We start from the raw sequence: 24,940 nt of genomic DNA on the forward strand, positions 1-24,940 counted from the left end.
TAAACAATAATAATGGACAAGAATCTTTGGCAACAGATACAATTGGTAAGACAACACTCTCCTCTTGTACATAATATCACCAATTATGTGGTGATGAACAATACAGCCAATGCACTTTTGGCTGTGGGAGCCTCTCCTATTATGGCTCACGCAAAATCGGAAATTCATGAAATGGTTAATATCGCCCATTCGGTGGTGATTAACATTGGTACCCTTGATGAATATTGGTCAGAGGCAATGCTACTGGGAGCGGAAGCTGCCCATTTAGCAAAAAAACCATGGATTTTAGATCCTGTAGGCGCAGGAGCAACGGGTTTCCGTGATCGTATTTTAAACCAGCTACTACAATACAAACCTACTGTAATCAGGGGAAATGCTTCTGAAATTATTGCCTTAGCCAAAGCCAATACAACAGTAACGAAAGGGGTTGATAGTACCGCAAAAAGCGATGAAGCTATAAGTGCTGCACAATTCCTCGTAGATCATTACCAAACAATTGTCTGTATTTCAGGTGAAACTGACATCATTATAGACCATGAAAAAACCTTTCTTATAAAAAACGGACATCCATTGATGACCAAAGTAACAGGCCTTGGATGTTCAGCTACAGCAATTATAGGGGCATTTATAGGAGTTACAGAAAATGCAACAGAATCTGTAGCTGCTGCAATGGCATTAATTGGCATTAGTGGTGAAATTGCTGTTTTAGAAAGCAAAGGTCCTGGAAGCCTGCAGGTAAATCTTATTGATAAGCTGTATAATATTACAGAAGAAGAATTTAGCAGCCATTTAAAGATAGAAAGGTTATGAATTCCCATTCTTTCCCATATCAACTCTATCTCGTGATCTCCGAAGCAGATTGTGTCGGAAGAGACTTTTTAAAAGTAGCGGAACAGGCTATTCTTGGCGGAGTAGATATCATTCAATTAAGAGAAAAAAAAATCTCTTCAGATGAGTTTTTAAGAAAAGCTCTGCAGCTTATTGAGATTACTCATAAATACAATATTCCGCTGATCATTAATGATCATATTGAGGTTACAAAAAGAACAAATGCAGCCGGGATTCATGTTGGTAATAGCGATGCTGAACCTACCTATCTAAGACAACAGCCATTCTTTCAAAATAAAATCATTGGATACTCCATTGAATATCTGTCTCAGCTTGCAAACGAACAAACTGCTGCATCAGACTATCTGGGAATAAGTCCCGTTTTCAGAACAAATACCAAAACAGATACCATAACAGAATGGGGACTGGAAGGAATTACTACGATCAGACAACTCACCCCGAAACCTTTGGTTGCCATTGGAAATATTCACCTTGCCAATGCCAAAGATATCATGAAGGCCGGAGCTGACTGTATTGCAGTAGTTTCAGCAATATGTGGTGCCGATGATCCTGAGAAAGCTGCATACGAATTAAAAAATGAGATTTTAAAATGAAAAGATATAAATATCCATCAGTATTAGCCATTGCAGGATTTGATGGAAGTGGTGGTGCCGGCATTCAGGCTGATATTAAAACAGCTTCCGCTTTGGGATGCTTTTCCACATCGGTTCTTACTGCTTTGCCTGTACAGAACACCCAGGGTGTACGAAAAATATATCCTATTCCTGTAGAAGCCGTTGCAGATCAGATCGAAGCTATTTTAGATGATATTTTCCCTGATGCGATTAAAATCGGAATGGTTCACACTCCTCAACTGGTTGAAACAATTGTCTCCACGCTGAGTAAGTATAAAAAAATACCCCTTGTGTTTGATCCTGTAATGGTTGCCACAAGCGGACACCGATTGATCGAGGAAGATACTATTCAGGCGATTATAGAAAAGCTTTTCCCTATTGCTGATGTTATTACACCCAATATGGATGAAGCTGCTATTTTAGCAAATATGAAGGTAGAAACTCTTGAAGACCTTTATACAGCGGGGAAGCATATAAAACAATTAGGATGTAAAAGCATTCTCCTTAAAGGAGGTCACCAGGAAACTTCAACAATCACTTCATTATTTTATGATGAGCAAGAGAATTACCACATGTTTGAAACCATAAAATTTAAGACTAATAATACACATGGTTCGGGCTGTACGCTTTCTTCTGCCATAGCCGCTTATCTGGCTCACGGGAAAACTTTATATGATTCTGTATCTCTTGGACAACAATACGTTTATCAAGCTATAGAAAACGGAAAAGATGTAGAAACAGGATTGGGGAATGGTCCCTTAAATCACTTTTTTAACCCTCAAAAACTGATAAAAAATGAAATGGTCTGAACAAACCTGGCAAACTATTGAAGAGAAATATAATTCTATTCTGAAAATGCCTTTTATAAAAGAATTATCTGACGGTACTCTGCTTCTGGAGAAGTTTAAATTTTATATGGCTCAGGATTCTTTATACCTTGAACATTTTGGCAGAACTCTTTCCCTTATTGCTGCTAAAATTCAGGATCTCCAGGACGTTCTTGCTTATATGCGATTCGCGGAAAATGCAATCGTTGTTGAAAACGCTTTACATGAGTCCTATTTCAAAGACTTTGGGGTTACAGACAAAGGAATACTACAACCTGCCTGCCATCATTATATCCACTTTCTAAGAAGTACTGCAGCTCTGGAATCTGTAGAAGTTGCAGTTGCCGCAGTATTACCATGTTTCTGGATCTACAGAGAAGTGGGAGATTATATTTACAAGAATCAAAACGCAATCAATAATCCTTATCAAAAATGGATCGAGACCTACGGCGGAGATGAGTTCTCTATTGCCGTGGATCAGGCTATTGCTATTTGTGATAAAGTAGCAGAAAATACGACTGAAGAAACAAGAAAAAGAATGACTGAAGCTTTCATTACCTCAACCCGAATGGAATATCATTTTTGGGAAGCAGCATATCAATTAAAGACATGGATGTAAAATCTAATAAGGCAGTCATTTTCGATATGGATGGTGTTTTGGTAGATACAGAAAAATTCTGGAAGCAAGCTGAACAGGAAGTATTCAGCGCTCTTGGTGTAAAAATTACTGATGAGCTGACACAACACACCCAATCCATGACGACCAAAGAAGTTACTGAGTTTTGGTATAAAAAATACCCCTGGGAAAACATTGCATTGGATATTGTAGAACAGCAAGTCATCTCAAGGGTAATTGAATTGATACAAACAGAAGATTGCTCTGTTGCGGGTATAAAAAAGTTTATAGAAGATCTTAAATTAAAGCAATATAAAATAGGTTTAGCTACCAACTCTCCCTATAGAATCATTCAAGTCGTTTTGGATAAAATTGATAGTGCACATTTATTTGATCATATTACTTCAGCAGAGTTTGAAGAACAGGGCAAACCTCATCCTGCAGTATATTTTACTTCAGCAAAAAGCCTGAAAGTTGATCCTCAAAACTGTATTGTAATAGAGGACAGTCATTCCGGTATTCTTGCTGCTAAAAATGCGGGAATGACTGTTATTGCATTTACTAATCAAAATTCCGAAATCTATTTCGATCTTGCAGATTACCGGATAATAAGTTTTGAAGATCCCTTACCTGTTATTTTTAATTAAAAATTAAAATTCAATCTGGTGAAAACGTATCTCCCATTCTGCCCAAATTGTGAAGTGGATCGTGAATAAATAAACTGGTCATTATTCGAAGATGCAGGAAGGTTTTTGGTTGGGTAGATATCAAAAATATTGTTTACTCCTAATGTCAAACCAACATTTTTTGTAAACTGATAAGCTACCGACACATCAGTAATTACTTTATCAGCAATTTTCTGATGTTCATTAAATTCAATGATTCCATCTCCATTTGCATCTAAAACATCTGCCCCTGTTACTTTCCCGAAATAGGTATTTCTCAAATAGAAACTTGCATTTTTCCAGGAAATACTGTGTGATAAAGTAGCTTTCACTCTTGGAACCGCTTCCTCAAGGTATACTCTTGATTTTTCAGAAAAATAAGTATTTTCAAGATTAGCAGATTCCAATAAACCTGATGAATGAACATTTCCCACTTTTTTGGTCTGATTAAGGTTAATAGCAAAACTATTATCCAGTTTTATTTCTGAAAATCTTGCATTGTGAGCAATTACAACATCAAGTCCTTTCGTTTCAGTATCTATAGCATTTGTAAAGAATTGTGCTGCATTAACTCCTAATTTTGCATATACATTTTGTGCTTCTAATGGAACATCTTTTTTTAGGAACTGGTCTGTAAGAATAATTCTATTTTTAATTTTAGTAAAGTATCCATCAGCTGTAAATGTAAGATTAGCCGAAGGAATTCTATAGGTAAATCCTATACTTGCTGATTGTGATGTTTCCTGCTTTAATTTTGGTATTCCTAATAACCCTGCAATTTCGGAATCATTACTAAACGTTCCAACATCTAAAAGCTGGTTATTGGTAAATAAAGTAGAAGTTACATTATAGTAGATCTGGTGAATAGAAGGTGCTCTAAATCCTGTAGAACCTGCAAATCTCAGATTGAAGTTTTTATCAAGTTTAATTCTCGAAGCTAATTTATAATTAAAAGTAGATCCAAAATCTGAATAGTTTTCATATCTCGCAGCAGCATCTACTAAGAACCAATCTGTAAAGTTGAATTCTAAATCAGCATATCCGGCAACAGATTGTCTGTTTTTATTGACTGCATTATCAGGTCTGAAACCGCTAAAAACCTGTGAACCTCCGGGAAGAAATTGCGTTCCATTTCCAAAAAAATCAGTTGGCCTGGGAGTATTACCATTCCATACATTCCCATTGACGTCATATGTGGCATAAGAAGCCTCCTCGCCCGCGGTTATTTTAAAATTTTCATATCGGTGTTCGGCTCCAAACGCAATGTTGATACCCTGCCAGACATCATATTTTTTTGAAAAATCAAGATTGATTGTATTTTGAGAGAATCGCAATCCACCAGCACTAAACTCACTTGGCGAGCTAAATCTTAAAGAAGTATTTCCTGTATTCTGGATATTGTAGTCAAAAGAGTTTTGTCCATAAGTATTACTTAAATCAATATTCCACCCCTCCCAATTTCCTTTGATTCCCGCAGAAAGAGATAAATCCTGAATATCAGTAGCAATTTGTGGCAAATACCCATCCGGATAAAGTCCTGTAAAAGTTCTGCTTTGATTAGGTCTTCTAAAGAATCCGCCAGAAGTACCATGTCTGAAACTATACCCTCCAAAAGTGTAGACTTTCCAGTCATCGTTAATAGGAACTTCAATATTTGCAAATAACTGATGGTTATTTAGTTTAGACTGCCCAACTTGCATATTAAAATCTTTCCTATCTAATCCTCTATATGCCAATTCTTGATCACTGACATCGCGGCCTAGCAAACCCTGTAATGCACCAATTGTATTTGCTCCTTGGATTTGATTTTGGAAGTCCTGAGAGAAATAGTTTACATTTTGAGAATATTGATGAATATAGTTTACAATTTGTTGCGAATTGGGTGTATTATTAATATCTGTAAATAATGATGAAAGATTAACCCCATCATTCAAAGCTCTTTTTTCAATAGCATTATAGGCATTATAAATAGCTCCGCTTTCAGTTCCTGCTCTATAAGTAGGATTTCTGAATTGGGAAGTCCAGGTGATGTTATAAAACCCACCTTTCTTTCCTATTTTGTTTCCATAATTCAGGTCAACCTGAAAATTTTGTCCATCAAAGTTTCCGGTATGATCATTGGCTGCTGGGGTAAGATTTCCACCATAGGTAAATTGTCCAGTCAGTTTTCCGGTATCTCTTTTTAATCCCAAATTGATTACTCCGGCAATAGCGTCTGATCCGTATTGTGCAGAAGCACCATCTCTAAGAACTTCTATTCTATTGATGGCAAATGATGGTACAGCATTAAGATCTGTTCCTACTGTCCCTCTACCCGGAGTCCCGTTTACATTCACCAATGCTGAAGTATGCCTTCTCTTACCATTCACCAAAACCAAAACCTGATCAGGTCCAAGTCCTCTAAGCTGCGCGGGATCTAGGTGGTCAGTACCATCTGAATTCGTCTGAACCGTAGAGGTAAAAGACGGCGCAATAGCATTTAAAATCTGAGAAATATTAGTTTGTGGTAGAACCAATGAAGATTCTTTTATATTAAATACATCCACAGGAACCGGACTATCTACTTTTGATCTGGCCCCACTTCTGGAACCTAAGATAACTACCTCTTCTACATTAGCGGTCTTTACTGTATCTTTCTTTTCCTGTGCAGATGCATATGTTCCCAAGAAAAATAAAACAGAAGCTGAAAAAATGGTCTTTCTATTTTTCATACATTTTATGTTAAGTTTTTTTTAACTTTTTTTGAGGAGCAAATGTATGTCATATTTATAAGTCTACAAAATAAGTAGACTTATAATTTATAAAAAATGTTAATAGCTGATATCTATTCTTTTTTAAATCTTGGTTAGCTTGGCGTATTTTAGAATAAGATTTTTCTCTCCCTCATGCATGAAGACAACCTTAGCTTTGATATTTTGAGGATCCGTACCATCCAGGAAAGTAACCTCTCCAATTCCGAAACGATCGTGTCTTACCTTATCTCCAATTTCAATATCCTGAGAAGAAGCACCACTTGGGTTAATGATCTTGGCTGTACTTACAGGCTTTAATTTCCTTGGTTCTGCAATCGGTTTTGAATTCTCGTTCTTCTCAATGGTTTTCTTTTCAACTTTTTTAAAACTTCTCATTTCAGATGGATGCTCATCAAAAATATTGGATTTAAGACCGCTTTGATTAATGAAACGTTTTTCCATCGCCGGATTAATGAACTCCAGATATTCTTCATCTATTTCACTCAAAAATCTCGAAGGCTCCGAGTCAGTAATTTTCCCCCATTGAAAACGGGAAATAGCATAAGAGAAAAAGGCTTGCTTTTCAGCTCTTGTTAAAGCAACATAAAACAAACGTCTTTCCTCTTCCAGATCCTCTCTCGTTGCTGAACTCATAAAACTCGGGAAAAGATTTTCTTCCATACCTACAAGGTGTACTACTGGAAATTCCAATCCTTTAGAAAGGTGAATCGTCATCAAAGAAACCATATCATCTTCCTCTTCTTTAGCTTGTGTATCTGCTGAAAGTGCAATATTTTCAAGGAAATTGGATAAACTAGGATCACCATCCTCCAACTGCATTTGTTCTTCAATGAACCCCTGCATCGAGTTCATTAATTCCTGAACGTTTTCTACCCTTGAAATTCCTTCAGGAGTTCCATCATCTTTTAAAAATTTAATCAAACCACTTCGCTTCGCTACTTCCATAGCTACACTGTAAGCTGTTTCTGTCTTTAATAATACCTGGAATGCTTTGATCATCGACCAGAAATCATTCAACTTATTAAGAACTCCATTATTGAATCCTAACTGCTGAGAATACATTGGAAGGTTATCCAATACTTTAGCAACAGAAACATTGTGAGCATCTGCAAAAACAACAAGTTTGTTTTGAGTAGTCTCTCCAATACCTCTTGTAGGATAATTGATAATTCTTGTTAATGCTTCAGAGTCATTCTCATTGATCAAAAGACGAAGGTAAGCGATCAAATCTTTTACCTCTTTTCTTTGATAGAAAGAAAGACCTCCATAAACTTTGTACGGAATATTTTTACGTCTCAGCGCATCTTCAAAAGCACGCGTCTGAGAATTGGTTCTGTATAAAATAGCAAAATCATTGTACTTTCTCTGATCCCTATTACGAAGTTCCCAGATATTTCCAGCTACAAAATTGGCTTCATCTGCATCGGAAAGTGAACGGTAGATTTTTATTTTATCTCCTTCTTCATTCTCACTGAATACATTTTTCTTAAACTGTTGTAAGTTTTTAGCAATTACCACATTGGCAGCATTGACGATGGTTTGTGTCGAACGATAATTCTGCTCCAAGGAAACGGTTACCGCATCAGGATAATCTTTTTTAAAGTTTAAAATATTGTAAATATTAGCCCCACGGAATGAATAGATGGATTGTGCATCATCTCCAACCACACATATATTTTCAAATTTCGAAGCTAACGCTTTTACAATAAGATACTGTGAATGGTTCGTATCTTGGTACTCATCTACCAGAATATATCTGAAACGATCCTGATACTTTGCCAAAACTTCAGGGAAACGGGTAAGCAATTCGTTGGTTTTTAACAATAAATCATCAAAATCCATTGCCCCGTTTTTAAAGCATGCCTCTACATATTTCTGATAAATCTGTCCGATAAATTTCATATTTGCCTTTTCATCAGCTTCCATCAGTTCAGGATTGTTGAAATAGGCTTTTACGGTGATCAGGTTGTTTTTATAATTGGAAATTCTAGCCTGAACTTTTTTGGGCTTATAAAGATCAGCATCAATATTCATGTCTTTCAGCACTTTTCTGATGACATTTAAGGCGTCCTGCTGATCATAGATGGTAAAATTGGAAGGATATCCTAAATAATGAGCCTCTCCTCTTAAAATCCTCGCAAAAACCGAGTGAAAAGTTCCCATCCATAGACTTCGGGCATTTCCAGGTCCTACTACCTTAGCAATACGTTCTTTCATTTCACGTGCCGCTTTATTGGTAAATGTAAGGGCTAAAATATTGAAAGGATCGATCCCATTGGTAATCAAATGGGCTATACGCATAGTAAGTACACGTGTTTTTCCCGAACCTGCTCCCGCAAGTACCATTAAAGGTCCTTGTAAAGTAGTAACGGCTTCATATTGTGATTCATTTAGTCCTTTCAAATAATCCATGCTGCAAAAAAATTTGGGAATACAAAAATAATGTATTAAAAGGAGAATTCAAACTGCATATCATTTAGAATTTATATACATACTAATTGTCTTATTGTAAGATGAAATAATAAAAATGAATTTATTTTAAACTTAAAATAATCAACTTTATGATTATTTATATATATTAGTAACTAACTAAAAATTAAAATCATATGAAAAATTTAAAATCAATTTCTAGAGAAAGTTTAAAAACGATTAAAGGTGGACTTAAATATTGTGGTGATGGTACATCATGTGGCGCAGGTTGGTGTTGTGCTAATAACGTCTGCAGACCAATCAATTCTTCTTATTGCTTTTTGCCACCAATAGAAGAATAAAATATCAACTTTTGTAGTTAAATTCTAGTTTAAAACTAAATTAAAACGATATGAAAAATCTAAGAACAATTTCAAGACAAAACTTAAAAATGATCAAAGGAGGACTTATCCAGTGTGGTGAGGATTTACCACCATGTGGAGCAAACTGGTGTTGTGCAAAAAATAGTTGCAGACCGATAACTCATCCTTATTGTCAAATATAAATATCACATTATTATTGATATCATAAAAATACCTCTGTAAACACAGGGGTATTTTTCTTTAATTGGAAACCCTAAAACACTTTCATTTATTATTCAACAATAACAAATGAAAAAATACATCGAAACTGTAACAATTATGTGATTTACAATACTAATTAACAAACAATTTCTACTTTATGAAAAAACGACTTCTTTCTGTTGCTGCTGTAGCTTTCTTTGGAATGATGCTGAATGCGCAACAAATCAAATTCGAAGAGTATGATTTACCAAATGGTTTACACGTAATTCTTCATCAGGACAATACAGCACCGGTAGTTACAACAGGAGTAATGTACCATGTAGGAGCTAAAGATGAAGTAAAAGGAAGAACAGGTTTCGCACACTTCTTCGAACATCTTTTATTTGAAGGAACACCAAATATCAAAAGAGGTGATTGGTTTAAAATCGTTTCTTCCAACGGAGGACAAAACAATGCCAACACTACAAATGACAGAACCTATTATTATGAGACATTCCCTTCCAACAATGAGCAATTAGGCCTTTGGATGGAAGCAGAAAGAATGCGTCATGCTGTAATCAACCAAGTAGGAGTAGATACTCAGAGAGAGGTTGTGAAAGAAGAAAAAAGATTAAGAATGGACAATCAACCATATGGAAATCTTTTTATCGCAGTACAAAAGAACCTTTTTACGAATCACCCTTATAATTGGCCAACTATCGGGTCAATGGAGGATCTGAATTCAGCTAAGCTTGAAGAATTCCAGGCATTCTATAAAAAATTCTATGTTCCTAATAATGCTACATTGGTAGTTGCAGGAGATATTAAGCCTGAACAAACTAAAAAATGGATCGAGGAATATTATGGTGGTATTCCAAAAGGAACATTATATCCAAAAGATTATCCGAAGGATGCTCCAATAACTCAGGAAAAAGAAGTTACTGCTACAGATCCTAATATTCAACTTCCTGCTTATGTTTTTGCATACAGAACACCAGCAAACAAGGAGAAAGATGCTTATGTTTTAGATATGCTTTCTTCATATTTAAGTAATGGAAAATCTTCTGTATTATATAAGAAACTAGTAGATCAGGATAAGAAAGCACTTCAGGTAGCTGCTTTCAACCAAGGCCTTGAAGACTATAGTATTTTTGCTTTTTTTGCGATTCCAATGGGACAGACAACAAAGCAAACTTTACAGTCTGACATCGATGCAGAGATCAAAAAACTGCAAACTACATTAATCTCTCAGGAGGATTATCAAAAAATTCAAAATCAATTTGAAAATCAGTTTGTAAATCAAAATTCAAGCATTCAGGGAATTGCTGCTTCATTAGCAACAAACCATGTATTGATGGGTAACACCAATTTAATCAACAAAGAAATAGACATTTACAGATCAATCACAAGAGAGGATCTTCAAAATGCTGCTAAAAAGTACCTGAATCCTAATCAAAGAATAATCATCAATTACGTACCTGAAAAAAAATAATAGCAGACTTTAGGCTTAAAAGTGATTATAACAAACAATTATTTACAAATGAAAAAGCAATTAACATATATAGCAGTAGCATTTTTATTTACAGGAATGCTTTCAGCACAAAAAATAGATCTTAATGCAATGCCAAAGCCAGGACCAACTCCTGCAATCAACATTGCAAAGCCAAAGACTTTTCAGCTAAGCAATGGTCTTACGGTAATGGTTGTAGAAAACAACAAATTACCAAGAGTAAGTGCTAATCTTTCCATGGACAGACCTCCTTATCATGAAGGGAATGTAACAGGTGTAAGCGAGATTATGGCTGAACAGTTCGAAAACGGAACAACAAATATCGGTAAGGACGAATTCAATAAAAAGGTTGATTTTCTAGGAGCGAACCTTAATTTTTCTTCATCAGGTGCTTTTGCAGGCTCGCTTTCAAAATATTTCCCTGAAGTATTAAGTCTAATGGCTGATGCTATTATCAATCCAAAATTCTCAGCTGAAGAGATTCAAAACTCCAAAGAAAGAACGATTGAAGCTTTAAAGTCTGACGAAAAAAATGCTTCATCTATTGCATCCAGAGTATCTAATGCTCTACAATATGGTAAAAATACATCGAGAGGGGAATTTGAAACTGTAGAATCAATCAGTAAAATTCAGTTAGCAGATGTTCAGAATACTTATAAAAAATATTATTCTCCGGACAATGCTTATTTAGTGATCGTCGGAGATGTTAAATACGATCAGGTAAAACCTTTGATCGAAAAAGCATTCAATAGCTGGAAAAAATCAAATACTGCATTTACAGCTTTAGAACCAGCTTCGAATGTAGCTAAAACTGAAATTAATATTGTTGATGTACCTTCTGCTGTACAATCTGTGGTTGCTGTAGGCAACCTCAACACACTAAAAATGAAAGATCCTAATTATTTTTCAGCAACTATTGCTAATTACATCTTAGGAGGCGGTGGAGAGGCAAGGCTTTTCATGAATCTTCGTGAGAAGAACGGATTTACTTATGGTGCTTATTCTCGCATGAATGCCAGCAAATATTCTCCAAACTTTTCTGCCGAATCAAGTGTAAGAAACGAAGTGACTGATAAGGCTGTTAAGGAATTCATGAATGAATTGAATGCAATCTCTACGGTAAAACCTGAAGAGCTTGAAAATGCTAAAGCTAAATTGAAAGGAAATTTCATTATGTCTTTAGAAAAACCTGAGACTATCGCAAAATTTGCTTTAAATCAAAAAGTTCAGGATCTTCCATCAGATTTCTATACAAACTATTTAAAATCTATTGATAAAGTAACTGCAGCAGATGTTTCAGCTGCTGTAAAAGCTACTATTCTCCCGAATCAGAGCAGAATTTTCATCGCTGGTAAAGCATCTGATATTTCTGAAGGTTTAGAGAAACTGGGATATCCTGTAAAATATTTCGATAAAGAAGCTAATCCTGTAGCAAAACCTGCTGCACAGAAAGTTGATGCCAATGTAACGATTGGATCGGTTGCTGACAAATATATCAATGCAATAGGAGGCTTAGCTGCTGTTCAGAAAATCACTTCTATTTCCAGTGATGCTACTACGAAAGTACAAGGTATGGAAATGAATATGAAAATGATTCAGGCAAAAGAAGGTAAAATGGCTATGAACATCAGTATGATGGGAAATACTGTACAAAAAATAGTTTTCGATGGAAAAGATGGCTATATGGAAGTTCAGGGGAAAAAAGTTCCTTTAAGCGACAAGCAGAAGGCAGAAATGTCTGAAGAAAAAGAACTTTTCCCGGAATTAAACTTTGCAAAATCAGCAGAATATAAATTAGCCGGAATTGAGAAATACAATAACGAAGATTCTTATGTTGTGAAAGGAGCAAAAGATACATATTATTACAGTGTAAAAACCGGTTTAAAAACAGGAGAAGTAAAAGCAGGAGAACAAGGTTCTACACCAACAAGCTATTCTGATTACAAAGAAGTATCCGGCGTGAAACTACCTCATACTATCCTCCAGAATATGGGTGGAATGGATATTAATTTAGCTGTAAAATCTTACCTGATCAATCAGGCTAAAGATTCCGATTTTAAATAGGAACAATCAGTTTTAAAGAAAAAACGACAACATTTGTTGTCGTTTTTTCTTTTTACTAAAATCTTATTTTGCTATTCGGTAAAAAAAGATTAAATTTGCCCATTCAAAAAGATATCAAATTAATGGATTCTATATTTATACTATTGATGGTTCTTGTTATGATTGCTAGCGTTTTACTGGTAATTATTGTTATGGCTCAAAATCCAAAAGGAGGAGGCCTTTCCAGTACTTTCGGAGGTGCATCATCTGCACAGTTTGGAGTACAGAGAACCAATGACTTCATGGAAAAAGCAACATGGACTTTAGGAGCAACTATTATTGTTCTTATACTTATAAGTGTTGTAATTACAGGAAAGCCATCACAAACAGCTCCAGTTCAGCAGCCAGCTAAAAAAGAAGCACCGGCAAAACAATCTGCTCCAGCTTCTCAAACAACTGCACCTGCTAATACTCCTGTAGCACCAGCTAAATAAGCAAATAATATTTTTATATATTAAAAAAGCAACTCAAATTGAGTTGCTTTTTTATTTTAATTTGATCTTTTCTATTTTGTGACGAAGTCTTAAACCAGCACTTAAAAACGAATACTGAAATGGTTTTGATTCCTTGTAGTATTTACTAATGAAAATTTGCATTGCCCCATAGAATCGCTCCAAATACACCTCATCTTTCACTGTACTTTCTCCTTTACAATGAAGTATAGAAGCTTTCCCATAATAGTAATTTTTAAAGCCATTCCTTAATAAGGTATAGCATAAATCGATATCTTCACCATACATGAAATACGATTCATCCAAACCACCAACCTTCTCATATACTTCTTTCTTCACAAGAAAAAATGCACCAGTGATCACTTCGACTTCAGCAATTTCGTTCTCATCGACATCATTCCGGTAATAAGATTTTGAGTTATTATTTTTAAAATTAACAAATAACTTTTCAAAGGAATTGAACATATCCGGAACAGAACGTTTACTTTCAGGCAAGAAAGCTCCTTGAGCATCATGCATTCTGACTCCTAAACATCCAAAATCAGATTGAGAATCCGCAAATCTCAGTACAGCATTCATATAAAATCCTTCAAGTTCTGTATCAGGATTTAAAATAAGGACATACTCTCCCTTTGCCGTTCTTATCGCTTTATTATTTGCTTTAGAAAAGCCATCATTATTTTCGGAAGCTATAAAATGAAAATCAGGAAATTCAGTAATAAGGCTTTTCCATGAAATATCTGTGGAAGCATTATCAATTACAATGACTTCATAATCGATTTCTCTAATATACTTTTGAATCGATAAAAGACAATTTCTAAGTAATTGTGTAACATTATAATTAACAATTACAATTGACAACTTTGTGTTCATTTTAATCCTTTTCGTTATAAGGAAGTCTATTGATAATAGATCGGCCCAAAGAGATCTCATCCGCATATTCAAGCTCGTCTCCTACTGATATCCCTCTGGCAATACTTGAAAAACTCACATTAGAGTTTTTGAATTTTTTATAAATATAATACGCGGTAGTATCGCCCTCCATAGTTGCACTTAAAGCAAAAATAAACTCTTTTACTACTCCGGTATTCAATTTTCTTTCGATACTTGGAATGTTCAATTGATTAGGGCCAACTCCTTCCATTGGAGAAATTTTACCTCCTAAAATCAAATACTTCCCTGTATATTTTCCTGTATTTTCAATAGCTATAACATCCCGTACATCTTCTACAATACAGATCACCTCATCGTTTCTCTTTGAACTGCTGCAAATTTCACAAATATCAAAATCAGAAAAATTGTGACATTCCTTGCAGTATTTTATTTCATTAACAAGATTGATGAGAGAGTTTCCCAAACCAACTGCTCTGGAATTGGGTTGTTTCAGTAAATGAAGCGCCAAACGCAAAGCTGTTTTGCGGCCTATTCCGGGAAGTCCTGAAATTTCATCCACTGCTTTTGCCAAAACTTTACTTGGATAATCCATAACCACAAAAATAATATAAAAAGATGAGTATTTATGGGTTTACAACGCTTAAATCAACTCCTTTCCAACAAAAAAATCTATCTTTGGGGGATATATGAAAAAAACAAACTAAATGGTACTTAATAACCTTAATTATCCACTGGATTTCAAATTCAAAATCACAACATTAGCCAGTGACTTTAATATTACTGACAAAAATGGAAACTACGTTGCTTATGTTCGTCAGAAAATGTTTAAGCTTAAAGAAGATGTTATCGTATTCAATGATGAAAGCAAATCTAAAGAACTTTTTAGAATACAGGCTAATAAATGGATTGATTTTAACGCTTCTTATTCATTAAATGATCTGGTCGATAAAAAGAATTTCGGAAGATTAGCAAGAAAGGGAATGCGCTCTTTATGGAAATCCACCTACAATATTCTGGATTCCAATGATCAGCCAAAGTTTACCGTTACAGAGGATAATGCATGGACAAAATTCTTTGATGGAATGGTAAGTGAAATTCCAATCATTGGTATGTTCACAGGATATTTTCTTAACCCGGCCTATACAGTAAAGGGAGTGGATGGAAAAGAATATTTTAAATTAAAAAAGATGCCTTCTTTTTTTGGAAGAAGATTCCAGCTTGATAGAGTGATTGACATTGATGACGAAGACGAAAGCTTAGTAATACTTTCTTTATTAATGATGGTTCTATTAGAAAGAGCAAGAGGATAAATTAACAATAAACCACAAACAATGAAATACCTTATTATTATCTTTTCAGCGTTCTCGTTAGTCGCTTGTAAGAAAGACAAAGAAAATGTTTCCAATACCGCTTCAAAAGATTCACTGACGATTGTTCAGGATTCTGCAAAGGTAGACGCATCAGGAAAAATTTTAGTTGAGACCATTTCCTTTCCTAAAGAAATCAAAGAATGTTCGTGCTATTTTGCTAAAAACAAAGCTGATTTCGAAGCAGAGAAGTATATCTATGCTGATGATGCTGGAAAAACAGCTTATATGAAACTGGATGGGCAGAGATTAGCCATGAACCTGATATCTTCCAGCGATATGGAAGCCGATGAGCTTTTAACAAAAGAAATTGAAACTGATAATTATAAGATTTCTGTAAAAGGAAAGAAAATAAAAAATGAAGAGGCTCTGCTATTCCAGGGCACCATTACTATTGAAAAACCGGATGGCTCTGTAGTTACTTTACCTATTTATGGGGAATGTGGATGTTAAAAGGCGAAAAGGCTAAACTGCAGAATCGCAAATTCGCAAAATCGTTAGTGAGTCGTTTAACAACAAACGGTTTTAAATTTAGCCTTTAGGCTTTTTGCAATTTTGCATTTTTACAATTTTGCGAATTTGCCTTTTTGCCTTTCAGCAATTCCGCTTTTTCGCTTTTTCGCTTTTTCGCTTCAAAAACAAAAAAGACTGCTCCTGAATTTACGGGAGCATTTTTTATTTTGTAATTTTGATAAAAATAAATTTTATGGAATTATCCAATATAGAACCGCAAATTATCTGGAAGAATTTTTCCAAATTAAATGCTATTCCAAGACCTTCAAAAAAAGAAGAGAAAGTAATAGCATTCATCAAGGCATTTGGTGAAAGTTTAGGATTACCTACAACGGTAGATGAAGTAGGAAATGTTATTATTAAAAAGCCTGCCACAGTAGGAATGGAAAACCGTAAATCCATTGTTTTACAATCTCACCTTGATATGGTTTGCCAAAAAAACAATGATGTAAATTTTGATTTTGATACAGAAGGAATCAAAATGGAAATCGATGGAGATTGGGTAAAGGCAAAAGGAACTACATTAGGAGCAGATAATGGCTTAGGTGTAGCCACGATCATGTCCATCTTAGAAAGTTCAGATATTCCGCATCCTGATTTGGAAGCACTTTTCACAATCGATGAAGAAACAGGAATGACAGGAGCTTTAGGCTTAAAACCAGGTGAGCTTACAGGACAGATTTTATTAAATCTTGACACAGAGGAAGATGACGAAATTGATATCGGCTGTGCAGGAGGAATTGATGTTACAATTTCTCAAAACTATGAATTAGAAGATGCTAAAGGACAGATTGTAAGAATTGAAATCAAAGGATTACAAGGCGGTCACTCAGGAATGGATATCCATAAAGGCTTTGGAAATTCAAATATTATATTAGGCAGATTACTTTATAATGGTCTGGCAAAAGAAAATATACAGTTAATTTCAATTGATGGAGGTGGATTAAGAAACGCTATTCCAAGAGAAGCAGTTGCTACAATTTCAGTAAGAAACGCTAATGAATTCATTGAAGAACTAACCGGAGGTCTTAAAAAAGAAATAATAGAAGAGTTTGCCACTGTAGAACCAGGTCTTCAGATTAATATAGAAAATTCAACAAGTTCTGAAAAGGCTCTTTCAGAAGAAGATTCCAAAAAGATTATCCTAGTTCTAAAATCTCTTCATAATGGTGTTTACAGAATGAGCCCAGATGTAAAAGATCTTGTAGAGACATCTAATAATGTTGCAAGAGTAGAATTAAAAGGAGGAAGCTTAAAAATATTAAATCTTTCAAGATCATCTGTAGATTCTACAAAATATGCTGTTGCAGAACAATTAAAATCAGTTTCTGAACTAGCTGGAATGAAGGTAGAATTTAGTGGATCTTATCCGGGATGGAAGCCGAAGCCAGGTTCTGAGATTGTTCAGCTAATGGAAAAGATCTATATTGAAAAATTCACAGAAAAACCTCACGTTGTAGCTTGTCATGCAGGTTTAGAATGTGGTATCATCGGAGGGAACTATCCTGAAATGGAAATGGTAAGCTTCGGACCTACTATCAGGGGAGCACATTCTCCTGATGAAAGAGCAAATATTCCTTCAGCACAAAAATTCTGGAGTTTCCTAAAAGAAATCTTAGCGAATATTCCTCAGAAATAAGAAAAACTTTATTTAAATTATCTAAAGTTGTCTAATTTGGGATATTTTTAAAAGTTATTATTTTTCATCAAATAATCTATATATTTATATAGTTGGATAGAATTCATAACAAATGACATTATTATTAAGTTGGATAGGAAAAGATTCTAGAAAAATTTCTAGTGCTTATATTGCAAGTGATAGTAGATTTTCATGGAGTGATGGTAGAAAATTTGATTATGGAAGAAAAGTATATGCATTACAAAATTCACCAGATATATTAGGCTATTGTGGAGATGTACTTTATCCAACTGTTATTCTAACACAATTATTAGATATGGATAAAGATAGTATCTTATTTCCTAAAAATTCAAGTAATAGAGAAAGGGTACAAATTGTATTTAATCAAATAAAAGAAAAATCTGCTTATTACCCAGAAAGTAAGCTAGCCAAATCAATAGAAATCATCCATATATCAAGAGATAATGAAATTGATTTTGTGTGCTTCATATATAAATGGACCATAGAAACCAACTGGACAATCTCTGAACAGGAAATACCTCTAGCCTCTGATAAAGTAATCATTTTAGGAAGTGGAAAGGATGAGTTTTATAATAGATATTTAGATTACTTAAAAGGAAATAATGGTAAAACAAGTAGAGCTCTATTTCAATGTCTTTGTCATACTTTAATAGATATTAAAGATTTACAATGTGGTGGTGCCCCACAATTAGTTGGTCTCTATAATAAATTCAATGGTAAAAATTTTGGTATTATTTATAAAAATCAAAGATATTACTTAGGGACAAAAATTCATAAATTGGAAGAAACAAGCAACTTAGAATGGCGAAACGAGCTATTCGAAAGATACAATGGTATAACAAAACAAATATTAGAAGGAGCTCAAAGACAGCCTAATGATTTAAACATTTAAAGAAGCAATTCCCCTTGCCTCCACAATTTTATATAAATATATTTTCTTATTTGGGGGCGATTAGTATCTAAGATACTCGGTGAAATTAAGTAGCCGGGTTCTTATTGGGGTAAAAATAAGGGGGATTCGCACCCCAACCTTCTGTATGTTTTACAGACGCTCTACTAATTGAGCTATTAGGATAAGTAAATGTAATAAAAAAGCTCACGATTTTTTTCGTGAGCTTTTTTATTTTAGATTAAAATTTTTCTACGGATATGGAGCAATTTCAACTTCTAATCCCTCCATCTCTTCTACCATATGTAACTGACATCCCAATCTGCTATTCTCCTTTACATGGAAAGCTTCAGCAAGCATTGCATCTTCTTCAGCACCCATCTCCACTAATCCGGGATCATTGATTACATACACCTGACATGAAGCACACATAGCCATTCCTCCACATACTCCAATAGTTCCTTCCTCTGCTAGTTCATAAGAACGAATAATTTCCATTAAATTCATGGACATATCCGTTGGTGCTACAACATCGTGAGCTACTCCTCCTCTATCGGTGATTTTTATATTGATATCTGACATAATTTTGCAAAATTAGTCAATTTTTTTCACAACAGCCTTTTCTGCTTCTTTACGACTTCCATCGAACCCATCTACTCCACTTACTGTGGTATATTTTAGAACGTATTTTTTACCTGGATTTAATCTATTGTATACACTCTGACACATTAGTGTTGCTTCATGGAAACCACAAAGGATCAATTTTAATTTCCCAGGATATGTATTAATATCTCCGATCGCATAGATCCCTTCAAGATTGGTCTGGTAGTCCAAAGCATTATTAACAACAATAGCATTTTTTTCAATATTCAGTCCCCAGTTAGCGATCTCTCCTAATTTTGGAGTCAACCCGAACAATGGGATGAAATAATCTGTTTCAAGATCATATGCTTCTTCTCCATCTTTTACAACGGTGATCGCTTCAACTTTCCCGTCACCTTTAATAGCAGTAACTTCAGCAGGCGTAATCAATTTTATCTTACCTTGATTCTTAAGATCCTGTACTTTTTCTACAGAATCCAAAGCCCCTCTGAACTCATTTCTTCTGTGGATCAATGTAACTTCACTTGCCACATTCGACAAGAAAATACTCCAATCCAAAGCAGAGTCTCCACCTCCTGCAATAACTACTTTTTTATTTCTGAAATGTTCAGGTTCCTTGATAAAATATTCCAAGCCTTTTTCTTCATAATCAGCAATATTATCCATTGCAGGCTTTCTAGGCTCAAAAGTACCCAATCCACCAGCAATAGCAATTGCTTTAGCTCTGTGAACAGTTCCTTTATTAGTAATCACCTCAAACCACTCATCATCTACTTTTGTATAAGAAACAGCTGTTTCTCCTAATGTAAATCCTGGTTGAAACTGTTTGATCTGTTCCATTAAATTATCTACCAATTCTCCCGCATTTACCGAAGGATAACCCGGAATATCGAAAATAGGTTTTTTAGGATAAAGTTCAGCAAGCTGCCCTCCTGGCTGAGGAAGCGCATCTATAATATGACATTTCATTTTAAGCAAACCTGCTTCAAATACTGCAAAAAGTCCAGTTGGCCCGGCTCCTATAATCAATATATCGGTAGTAATCATAATAAAATTTAATTTTACATATAGCTGCAAATTTACTAATTTTAACGCGAAGCTGATTTAATTGAGTCTAAATAAAAACCTGAGATTTATCAAATAGCTGGAAAAATAGAAAAATTTTAATTTTGGCAGCGTTTTTGTAAAAACAATACTATGAAGAAAACCCTTAATATCCTTGCATTATTCGTATTCTTCCTGGGCTTTGGCCAGATCGATAATATAGCGGATGGTGAATCCATTACTTTTAGAATTCATTATGGAATTCTGACTGCAGGTAATGCAACACTTACAACACAAAAGACCACTTACAAAGGTGCTCCGCACTTATATGTGAAAGGAACAGGACAAACATCCGGTGCTGTAAAAGCTTTCTTTAAAGTGGATGATTTGTACGAGAGCTTCATCAATACAGAAACCGGACTACCAAGTTTTTATGTAAGAAATGTAAAAGAAGGCAGCTACCGTCAACATTTTGAAACAGTCTTCAATCATGATAACAATACCCTCATATTAACTGATAAGAAAACTCCAGCCAATGGCTCTAAAGTTATAAAGTCAGTAAAAGGGGTTCAGGATATGCTTTCGTGTTTCTATTACCTGAGAAGCCAAAGCCAGACTGATCTGAAAGTAGGAACAGTAATTAATATGAATGTGTGGATCGATGATGAAATGTTTCCTTTCCGTCTGAGAGTAGTGGGCACTGAAAATTTAAAAACAAAGTTTGGAACTATCAATTGTTTAAAAATTATACCATCAGTAATAAGCGGAAGAGTATTTAAAGAGAAAGAAGGAGTTACTATGTGGGTTTCTAATGATGCCAATCACGTTCCCATGTTATTAAAAGCTGAATTAGCTGTAGGAGCATTAAAGGCGAGTATTGATGATTATAAAAACGTCAAATATCCTTTAAAGTTTACAAAATAAACATATTGAACAAGTATAAAAAAAGCCTCTGAAATAATTTCGGAGGCTTTTGTATTATAAAGTTTTAAATTGCTCTAAAGTTCTGATATCGTTTTCAAAGAACATTCTGATGTCACTCATTTGGTAAAGAAGCATCGTAATTCTTTCAATTCCCATTCCGAATGCATATCCTGAATATTTTTCAGAATCGATATTCACATTTTTAAGTACGGCAGGGTCTACCATTCCACATCCCATAATTTCCAGCCATCCTGTACCTTTAGTGATTCTGTAATCTGTTTCAGAGTTTAATCCCCAATATACATCAATCTCAGCACTTGGCTCTGTGAATGGAAAGAATGAAGGTCTCATTCTGATTTTAGATTTTCCAAAAAGTTCAGTAGTAAAGAACTGGATTGTTTGTTTCAAATCTGCAAAGCTCACATTTTCGTCGATATATAATCCTTCTATCTGATGGAAAATACAGTGGGAACGTGAAGAGATTGCTTCATTTCTGAAAACTCTTCCGGGAGATAAAATTCTTATCGGCGGCTGGTTTTCTTCCATATAACGAATCTGCACTGAAGAAGTGTGGGTTCTTAACAGAATATCCGGATTTTGCTCAATAAAGAAAGTATCCTGCATATCTCTTGCCGGATGGTATTCCGGAAGATTAAGTGCAGTAAAGTTATGCCAGTCATCTTCGATTTCTGGTCCATCTGCAACAGCAAATCCAATAGATTTAAAGATCTCAATAATTCTGTTCTTTACCAAGTTGATAGGATGTCTTGATCCCAGCTCCAAGGGAAAAGCAGGTTTTGTAAGATCATCTTTCTCTACTACAATAGAAGATGCAGAAGCACTTTTCAAGTCTTCTAATTTTATGGCAATAGCTTGCTTTAAAGAATTAACTTTCTGTCCGAATTCTTTCTTCTGATCGTTAGGAACTTCTTTTAATGTTTCGTAAAAATCGTTTAGAACTCCTTTCTTACCATTATACTTGATTCGGAAATTTTCGATTTCCTCTTTAGATGTAGTATTGAAGCTGTTTACTTCAACGAGTAGTTCTTCTATCTTTTCTATCATTATTTTACCCTTTCAAAATGTTTTGCAAAAATACGATTTTTCAGTTTAAAAACTTTCTTATTTTGTCATAAAAAAATCTGCCCCCTATTCAGAGGCAGACTTCAATCACTTATTTCACTTAAATAAAAAAATTATTTCTTTTCTAAAGCTTTAACGTTGACTTGAAGAGTTACCTCATCTTTAATGACTCCGTTTTCAGCAGGAGCTTGGAATTTCACACCAAACTCTTCTCTTTTAATATCTTTGGGCTCAGTTGCCACACTCACTTCTCCTTCTTTTACAGAAACATTAGCTTTCAACTGAAGTGGTTTTGTAATTCCTTTAATTGTTAAGTTACCATCTAACAAAGTATTGTAATCTCCTTCAGCAGCTGGTGTCACTTTGGTAATTTCATAAGAAGCAGTTGGAAATTTTTCTACTTCAAAAAAGTCTCCACTTTTCAAATGTCCATTTAATTTTCCTAACTGATCAGCATCATCTTTTAAATCTACCGATGTAAGAGAACCCATATCAGCAACAAATTTTCCACTTTCTAATTTCCCGTCTTTTACTGTAAGATCTCCACTTTCAAATTTAATGGTTCCGAAATGGCTTGTGCTTTCAGACTTAAATACTTTATATCCTTTCCATTCTATTTTACTGTTCAAAGTATCCAGTACATATTGAGCACCATCTTTTGTAGTTGCAACCTCATTACTTTCGCTGGTAAGCGGTTTATCTTTTTTACAAGAAACAAGTAAAGCTGTAGCAAAAACGGCAGGGATAACTAAATAAAACAATTTTTTCTTCATCTTTGATATTTTTTTATTACGTTCGCTAAGATAATAAAAAAAATAATTCTTTTATAAAAATACTACATTTGTAAGATGCTATTAGAAATAAACAATTTACATTTTTCATACCGCCAGGACCAGCCCCTCTTTCAAAACCTTAATATACGATTTGAGGAGGGTAAAATCATTGCATTAGCAGGAGAAAGCGGATGTGGAAAATCTACTTTATTAAATTTAATTTATGGACTTTTAGATTGGGAAAATGGAGATATTATTTTTGATGGCACTCCCCTTTTAGGCCCTAAAGGAAATCTCGTTCCCGGAGAAGCGGAAATGAAATTTGTAGCTCAGAATTTTGACCTGATGCCCTATTCTACAGTTGCTGATAATGTAGGAAAGTTTATTTCAAATATTAATCTATCTAAAAAAAGTGAAATAGTAAATGAACTTCTGGAAGTTGTAGGATTGCAGGAATATGCTAATGTCCTTCCAAAAAATTTAAGTGGCGGCCAGCAACAGAGAGTAGCTATAGCAAGAGCCCTTTCCGTACTTCCGAAACTTCTTATACTGGATGAACCTTTTAGCAATATTGATTTCCCGAGAAAAATAGAGCTTCGTGAAAGACTTTTCAGATATGTAAAACAGCATAATATTTCTTTGATTATTTCTACACATGAACTTCAGGATATTATGCCTTGGGTGGATCAGATCGTTATTCTTCAAGGCGGAAGATTAATTCAAAATACACATCCTGAAGAAACCTATAAAGAACCTTATAACCCATATGTGGCCAAACTTTTTGGGGAGGTTAATATTTTCAATGAGACTGAAATGAAAGATTTTCAGATTCCTAAGTTCTCGTATTATCCTCATGAGATCAAAGTTTCAGAAAATGGTTTAGAAGCAGAAGTCCTTGAAAGCAGATTTGCCGGAAATCATTACTGGAATAAAATTAAAGCTAACAATAGAGAGCTTATTGTCTACAGTAGTAATAAGCTGGAAAATCCTATTAGAATAACCTTCGCATAAGGCAAAATCGCTGAAAAGCGAAAAAGCTAATTTGCTAATTTGTAAAACTGTAAAATCGATTGTCGTTAAAATACTGATTGGCAAATTAACAATTCTGCAATTTTGCGATTTTGCTTTTCAGCCTTTTCGCCTTTCAGGCTCCTCCTAATTAACACATTTTATGACACTTATTGTTAGTTTGTGGATAAAAATTCCTATTCTCAAAATTTGCTTTTAAAACTTTTCCTTACATTTGTGTTTCCACAGCATAAGGAAACTTTTGGTTAATTCTCTTTCTGCCTCCAGGACAAACATTAGCAGAATCCTGCAATCTAGTCTTTGAAAGATTACACTGTCCAATCTTTTCCTTTTTTTATGTTCTGTAAATAAAAAATGCGTCACTTAAGACGCATTCATAGTATATATAATCAAATCTTTCTAAGCTTTCTTTACAAACTCCGATTTCAAAGCCATTGATCCGAAGCCATCAATTTTACAGTCGATATTATGATCACTATCTGGTCTTAAACGTATATTCTTTACTTTAGTTCCTGCCTTAACTGGCTTTGGAGCACCTTTAACCGGTAGATCTTTAATAACCACAACAGAATCTCCATCCTGCAATTCATTTCCATTGGAATCAAATATTTTCCCTGCATTCGCAGATTCCGAAGCCGCTTCTTCCGCATTCCATTCATAGAAACACTGAGAACAAACCGTCATATTATCACTAGGATAAGTAAATTCAGAACCACATTTTGGACAAAGAACAACATCACTCATATTTTAATTTTTCACAAAGGTAGGGCTTTTTGAACCATTGAATCAAGAGGAAAGGA

At 34.7% G+C, this 24,940-nt stretch carries 25 protein-coding genes; 16 read left to right on the top strand and 9 right to left on the bottom strand.

Annotated features, from left to right (window positions below; translation table 11 throughout):
• Nucleotides 1–12: 12 nt before the first annotated feature.
• The 5 genes from thiM to hxpB are packed head-to-tail and all read left to right on the top strand — an operon-like array spanning nt 13 to nt 3,553.
• Nucleotides 13–810 carry a hydroxyethylthiazole kinase gene (thiM, locus tag JHL15_RS05505; RefSeq protein ID WP_200244023.1) on the top strand — a complete coding sequence of 266 codons (798 nt, stop codon included), beginning with the start codon at nt 13–15 and terminating at the stop codon, nt 808–810.
• Nucleotides 807–1,442, top strand: a complete 636-nt coding sequence (thiE, locus tag JHL15_RS05510; RefSeq protein ID WP_200244027.1) for a thiamine phosphate synthase — start codon at nt 807–809, stop codon at nt 1,440–1,442. The genes thiM and thiE overlap by 4 nt, the downstream gene beginning before the upstream one ends.
• Nucleotides 1,439–2,272 (top strand): bifunctional hydroxymethylpyrimidine kinase/phosphomethylpyrimidine kinase, encoded by an 834-nt coding sequence (thiD, locus tag JHL15_RS05515; RefSeq protein ID WP_200244030.1) that lies wholly within the window; start codon nt 1,439–1,441, stop codon nt 2,270–2,272. Before thiE ends, thiD begins: the two co-directional genes overlap by 4 nt.
• Nucleotides 2,259–2,909 carry a thiaminase II gene (tenA, locus tag JHL15_RS05520; protein WP_200244033.1) on the top strand — a complete coding sequence of 217 codons (651 nt, stop codon included), beginning with the start codon at nt 2,259–2,261 and terminating at the stop codon, nt 2,907–2,909. The genes thiD and tenA overlap by 14 nt, the downstream gene beginning before the upstream one ends.
• Nucleotides 2,900–3,553: a hexitol phosphatase HxpB gene (gene hxpB, locus JHL15_RS05525; protein ID WP_200244034.1), complete on the top strand. Its 654-nt coding sequence runs from the start codon at nt 2,900–2,902 to the stop codon at nt 3,551–3,553. Before tenA ends, hxpB begins: the two co-directional genes overlap by 10 nt.
• Here hxpB and JHL15_RS05530 read toward each other — a convergent pair.
• Both JHL15_RS05530 and JHL15_RS05535 read right to left on the bottom strand, forming a co-directional pair.
• A complete protein-coding gene (locus JHL15_RS05530; RefSeq protein ID WP_200244039.1) occupies nt 3,550–6,282 on the bottom strand; it encodes a TonB-dependent receptor plug domain-containing protein in 2,733 nt (910 codons plus the stop codon). The genes hxpB and JHL15_RS05530 overlap by 4 nt on opposite strands.
• 123 nt (nt 6,283–6,405) lie before the next feature.
• The gene (locus tag JHL15_RS05535) at nt 6,406–8,736 is read right to left on the bottom strand and encodes an ATP-dependent helicase (RefSeq protein WP_200244041.1); all 2,331 of its coding nucleotides are present in this window, start codon (nt 8,734–8,736) and stop codon (nt 6,406–6,408) included.
• Between the two features lie 194 nt (nt 8,737–8,930).
• Between JHL15_RS05535 and JHL15_RS05540 the strand changes: the two genes are divergently transcribed.
• The 5 genes from JHL15_RS05540 to secG all read left to right on the top strand — a co-directional run bounded on the left by JHL15_RS05540 (nt 8,931) and on the right by secG (nt 13,343).
• The gene (locus JHL15_RS05540) at nt 8,931–9,095 is read left to right on the top strand and encodes a bacteriocin-like protein (RefSeq protein WP_200244042.1); all 165 of its coding nucleotides are present in this window, start codon (nt 8,931–8,933) and stop codon (nt 9,093–9,095) included.
• Nucleotides 9,096–9,145: 50 nt separating this feature from the next.
• Complete coding sequence (locus tag JHL15_RS21390; protein WP_449508516.1) at nt 9,146–9,298, top strand: bacteriocin-like protein; 153 nt, start codon at nt 9,146–9,148, stop codon at nt 9,296–9,298.
• A gap of 176 nt (nt 9,299–9,474) precedes the next feature.
• Complete coding sequence (locus tag JHL15_RS05545) at nt 9,475–10,788, top strand: M16 family metallopeptidase (RefSeq protein ID WP_200244043.1); 1,314 nt, start codon at nt 9,475–9,477, stop codon at nt 10,786–10,788.
• 48 nt (nt 10,789–10,836) lie between these two features.
• Nucleotides 10,837–12,870 (top strand): M16 family metallopeptidase, encoded by a 2,034-nt coding sequence (locus JHL15_RS05550; RefSeq protein ID WP_200244044.1) that lies wholly within the window; start codon nt 10,837–10,839, stop codon nt 12,868–12,870.
• A 122-nt stretch (nt 12,871–12,992) separates the two neighbouring features.
• Nucleotides 12,993–13,343 (top strand): preprotein translocase subunit SecG, encoded by a 351-nt coding sequence (secG, locus tag JHL15_RS05555; protein ID WP_200244045.1) that lies wholly within the window; start codon nt 12,993–12,995, stop codon nt 13,341–13,343.
• Between the two features lie 51 nt (nt 13,344–13,394).
• Here secG and JHL15_RS05560 read toward each other — a convergent pair whose 3' ends face one another.
• Entirely contained in the window at nt 13,395–14,234 is an 840-nt protein-coding gene (locus JHL15_RS05560; RefSeq protein ID WP_200244046.1) for a glycosyltransferase family 2 protein, read from the bottom strand.
• 1 nt (nt 14,235) lies between these two features.
• Nucleotides 14,236–14,847 carry a recombination mediator RecR gene (gene recR, locus JHL15_RS05565; RefSeq protein ID WP_200244048.1) on the bottom strand — a complete coding sequence of 204 codons (612 nt, stop codon included), beginning with the start codon at nt 14,845–14,847 and terminating at the stop codon, nt 14,236–14,238.
• Nucleotides 14,848–14,959: 112 nt separating this feature from the next.
• Between recR and JHL15_RS05570 the strand changes: the two genes are divergently transcribed.
• The 4 genes from JHL15_RS05570 to JHL15_RS05585 all read left to right on the top strand — a co-directional run bounded on the left by JHL15_RS05570 (nt 14,960) and on the right by JHL15_RS05585 (nt 18,687).
• Nucleotides 14,960–15,565, top strand: a complete 606-nt coding sequence (locus JHL15_RS05570) for an LURP-one-related/scramblase family protein (protein ID WP_200244049.1) — start codon at nt 14,960–14,962, stop codon at nt 15,563–15,565.
• A 21-nt stretch (nt 15,566–15,586) separates the two neighbouring features.
• Nucleotides 15,587–16,075, top strand: a complete 489-nt coding sequence (locus JHL15_RS05575; RefSeq protein WP_200244054.1) for a hypothetical protein — start codon at nt 15,587–15,589, stop codon at nt 16,073–16,075.
• A 253-nt stretch (nt 16,076–16,328) separates the two neighbouring features.
• Nucleotides 16,329–17,774, top strand: coding sequence for an aminoacyl-histidine dipeptidase (locus JHL15_RS05580; protein ID WP_200244056.1), 1,446 nt, complete (start codon nt 16,329–16,331; stop codon nt 17,772–17,774).
• Nucleotides 17,775–17,886: 112 nt separating this feature from the next.
• The gene (locus tag JHL15_RS05585) at nt 17,887–18,687 is read left to right on the top strand and encodes a hypothetical protein (protein WP_200244058.1); all 801 of its coding nucleotides are present in this window, start codon (nt 17,887–17,889) and stop codon (nt 18,685–18,687) included.
• A 249-nt stretch (nt 18,688–18,936) separates the two neighbouring features.
• Here the strand turns inward: JHL15_RS05585 and JHL15_RS05590 are convergent, their stop codons facing one another.
• Both JHL15_RS05590 and JHL15_RS05595 read right to left on the bottom strand, forming a co-directional pair.
• Nucleotides 18,937–19,266 (bottom strand): 2Fe-2S iron-sulfur cluster-binding family protein, encoded by a 330-nt coding sequence (locus tag JHL15_RS05590; protein WP_200244059.1) that lies wholly within the window; start codon nt 19,264–19,266, stop codon nt 18,937–18,939.
• Between the two features lie 12 nt (nt 19,267–19,278).
• Nucleotides 19,279–20,334, bottom strand: a complete 1,056-nt coding sequence (locus JHL15_RS05595; protein ID WP_200244061.1) for an NAD(P)/FAD-dependent oxidoreductase — start codon at nt 20,332–20,334, stop codon at nt 19,279–19,281.
• Between the two features lie 150 nt (nt 20,335–20,484).
• Between JHL15_RS05595 and JHL15_RS05600 the strand changes: the two genes are divergently transcribed.
• Complete coding sequence (locus tag JHL15_RS05600) at nt 20,485–21,255, top strand: DUF3108 domain-containing protein (protein WP_200244063.1); 771 nt, start codon at nt 20,485–20,487, stop codon at nt 21,253–21,255.
• Between the two features lie 54 nt (nt 21,256–21,309).
• Here JHL15_RS05600 and pheS read toward each other — a convergent pair whose 3' ends face one another.
• Nucleotides 21,310–22,320 carry a phenylalanine--tRNA ligase subunit alpha gene (pheS, locus tag JHL15_RS05605; RefSeq protein ID WP_200244064.1) on the bottom strand — a complete coding sequence of 337 codons (1,011 nt, stop codon included), beginning with the start codon at nt 22,318–22,320 and terminating at the stop codon, nt 21,310–21,312.
• 131 nt (nt 22,321–22,451) lie between these two features.
• A complete protein-coding gene (locus JHL15_RS05610) occupies nt 22,452–23,111 on the bottom strand; it encodes a YceI family protein (RefSeq protein WP_200244065.1) in 660 nt (219 codons plus the stop codon).
• Nucleotides 23,112–23,186: 75 nt separating this feature from the next.
• Between JHL15_RS05610 and JHL15_RS05615 the strand changes: the two genes are divergently transcribed.
• Nucleotides 23,187–24,122, top strand: coding sequence for a sulfate/molybdate ABC transporter ATP-binding protein (locus JHL15_RS05615; RefSeq protein ID WP_200244066.1), 936 nt, complete (start codon nt 23,187–23,189; stop codon nt 24,120–24,122).
• A 417-nt stretch (nt 24,123–24,539) separates the two neighbouring features.
• Here JHL15_RS05615 and JHL15_RS05620 read toward each other — a convergent pair whose 3' ends face one another.
• Nucleotides 24,540–24,884 (bottom strand): zinc ribbon domain-containing protein YjdM, encoded by a 345-nt coding sequence (locus JHL15_RS05620; RefSeq protein WP_089029169.1) that lies wholly within the window; start codon nt 24,882–24,884, stop codon nt 24,540–24,542.
• Between the last annotated feature and the right edge of the window lie 56 nt (nt 24,885–24,940).

This window comes from Chryseobacterium paridis (assembly GCF_016595215.1).
GTDB classification, from domain to species: Bacteria; Bacteroidota; Bacteroidia; order Flavobacteriales; family Weeksellaceae; genus Chryseobacterium; species Chryseobacterium paridis.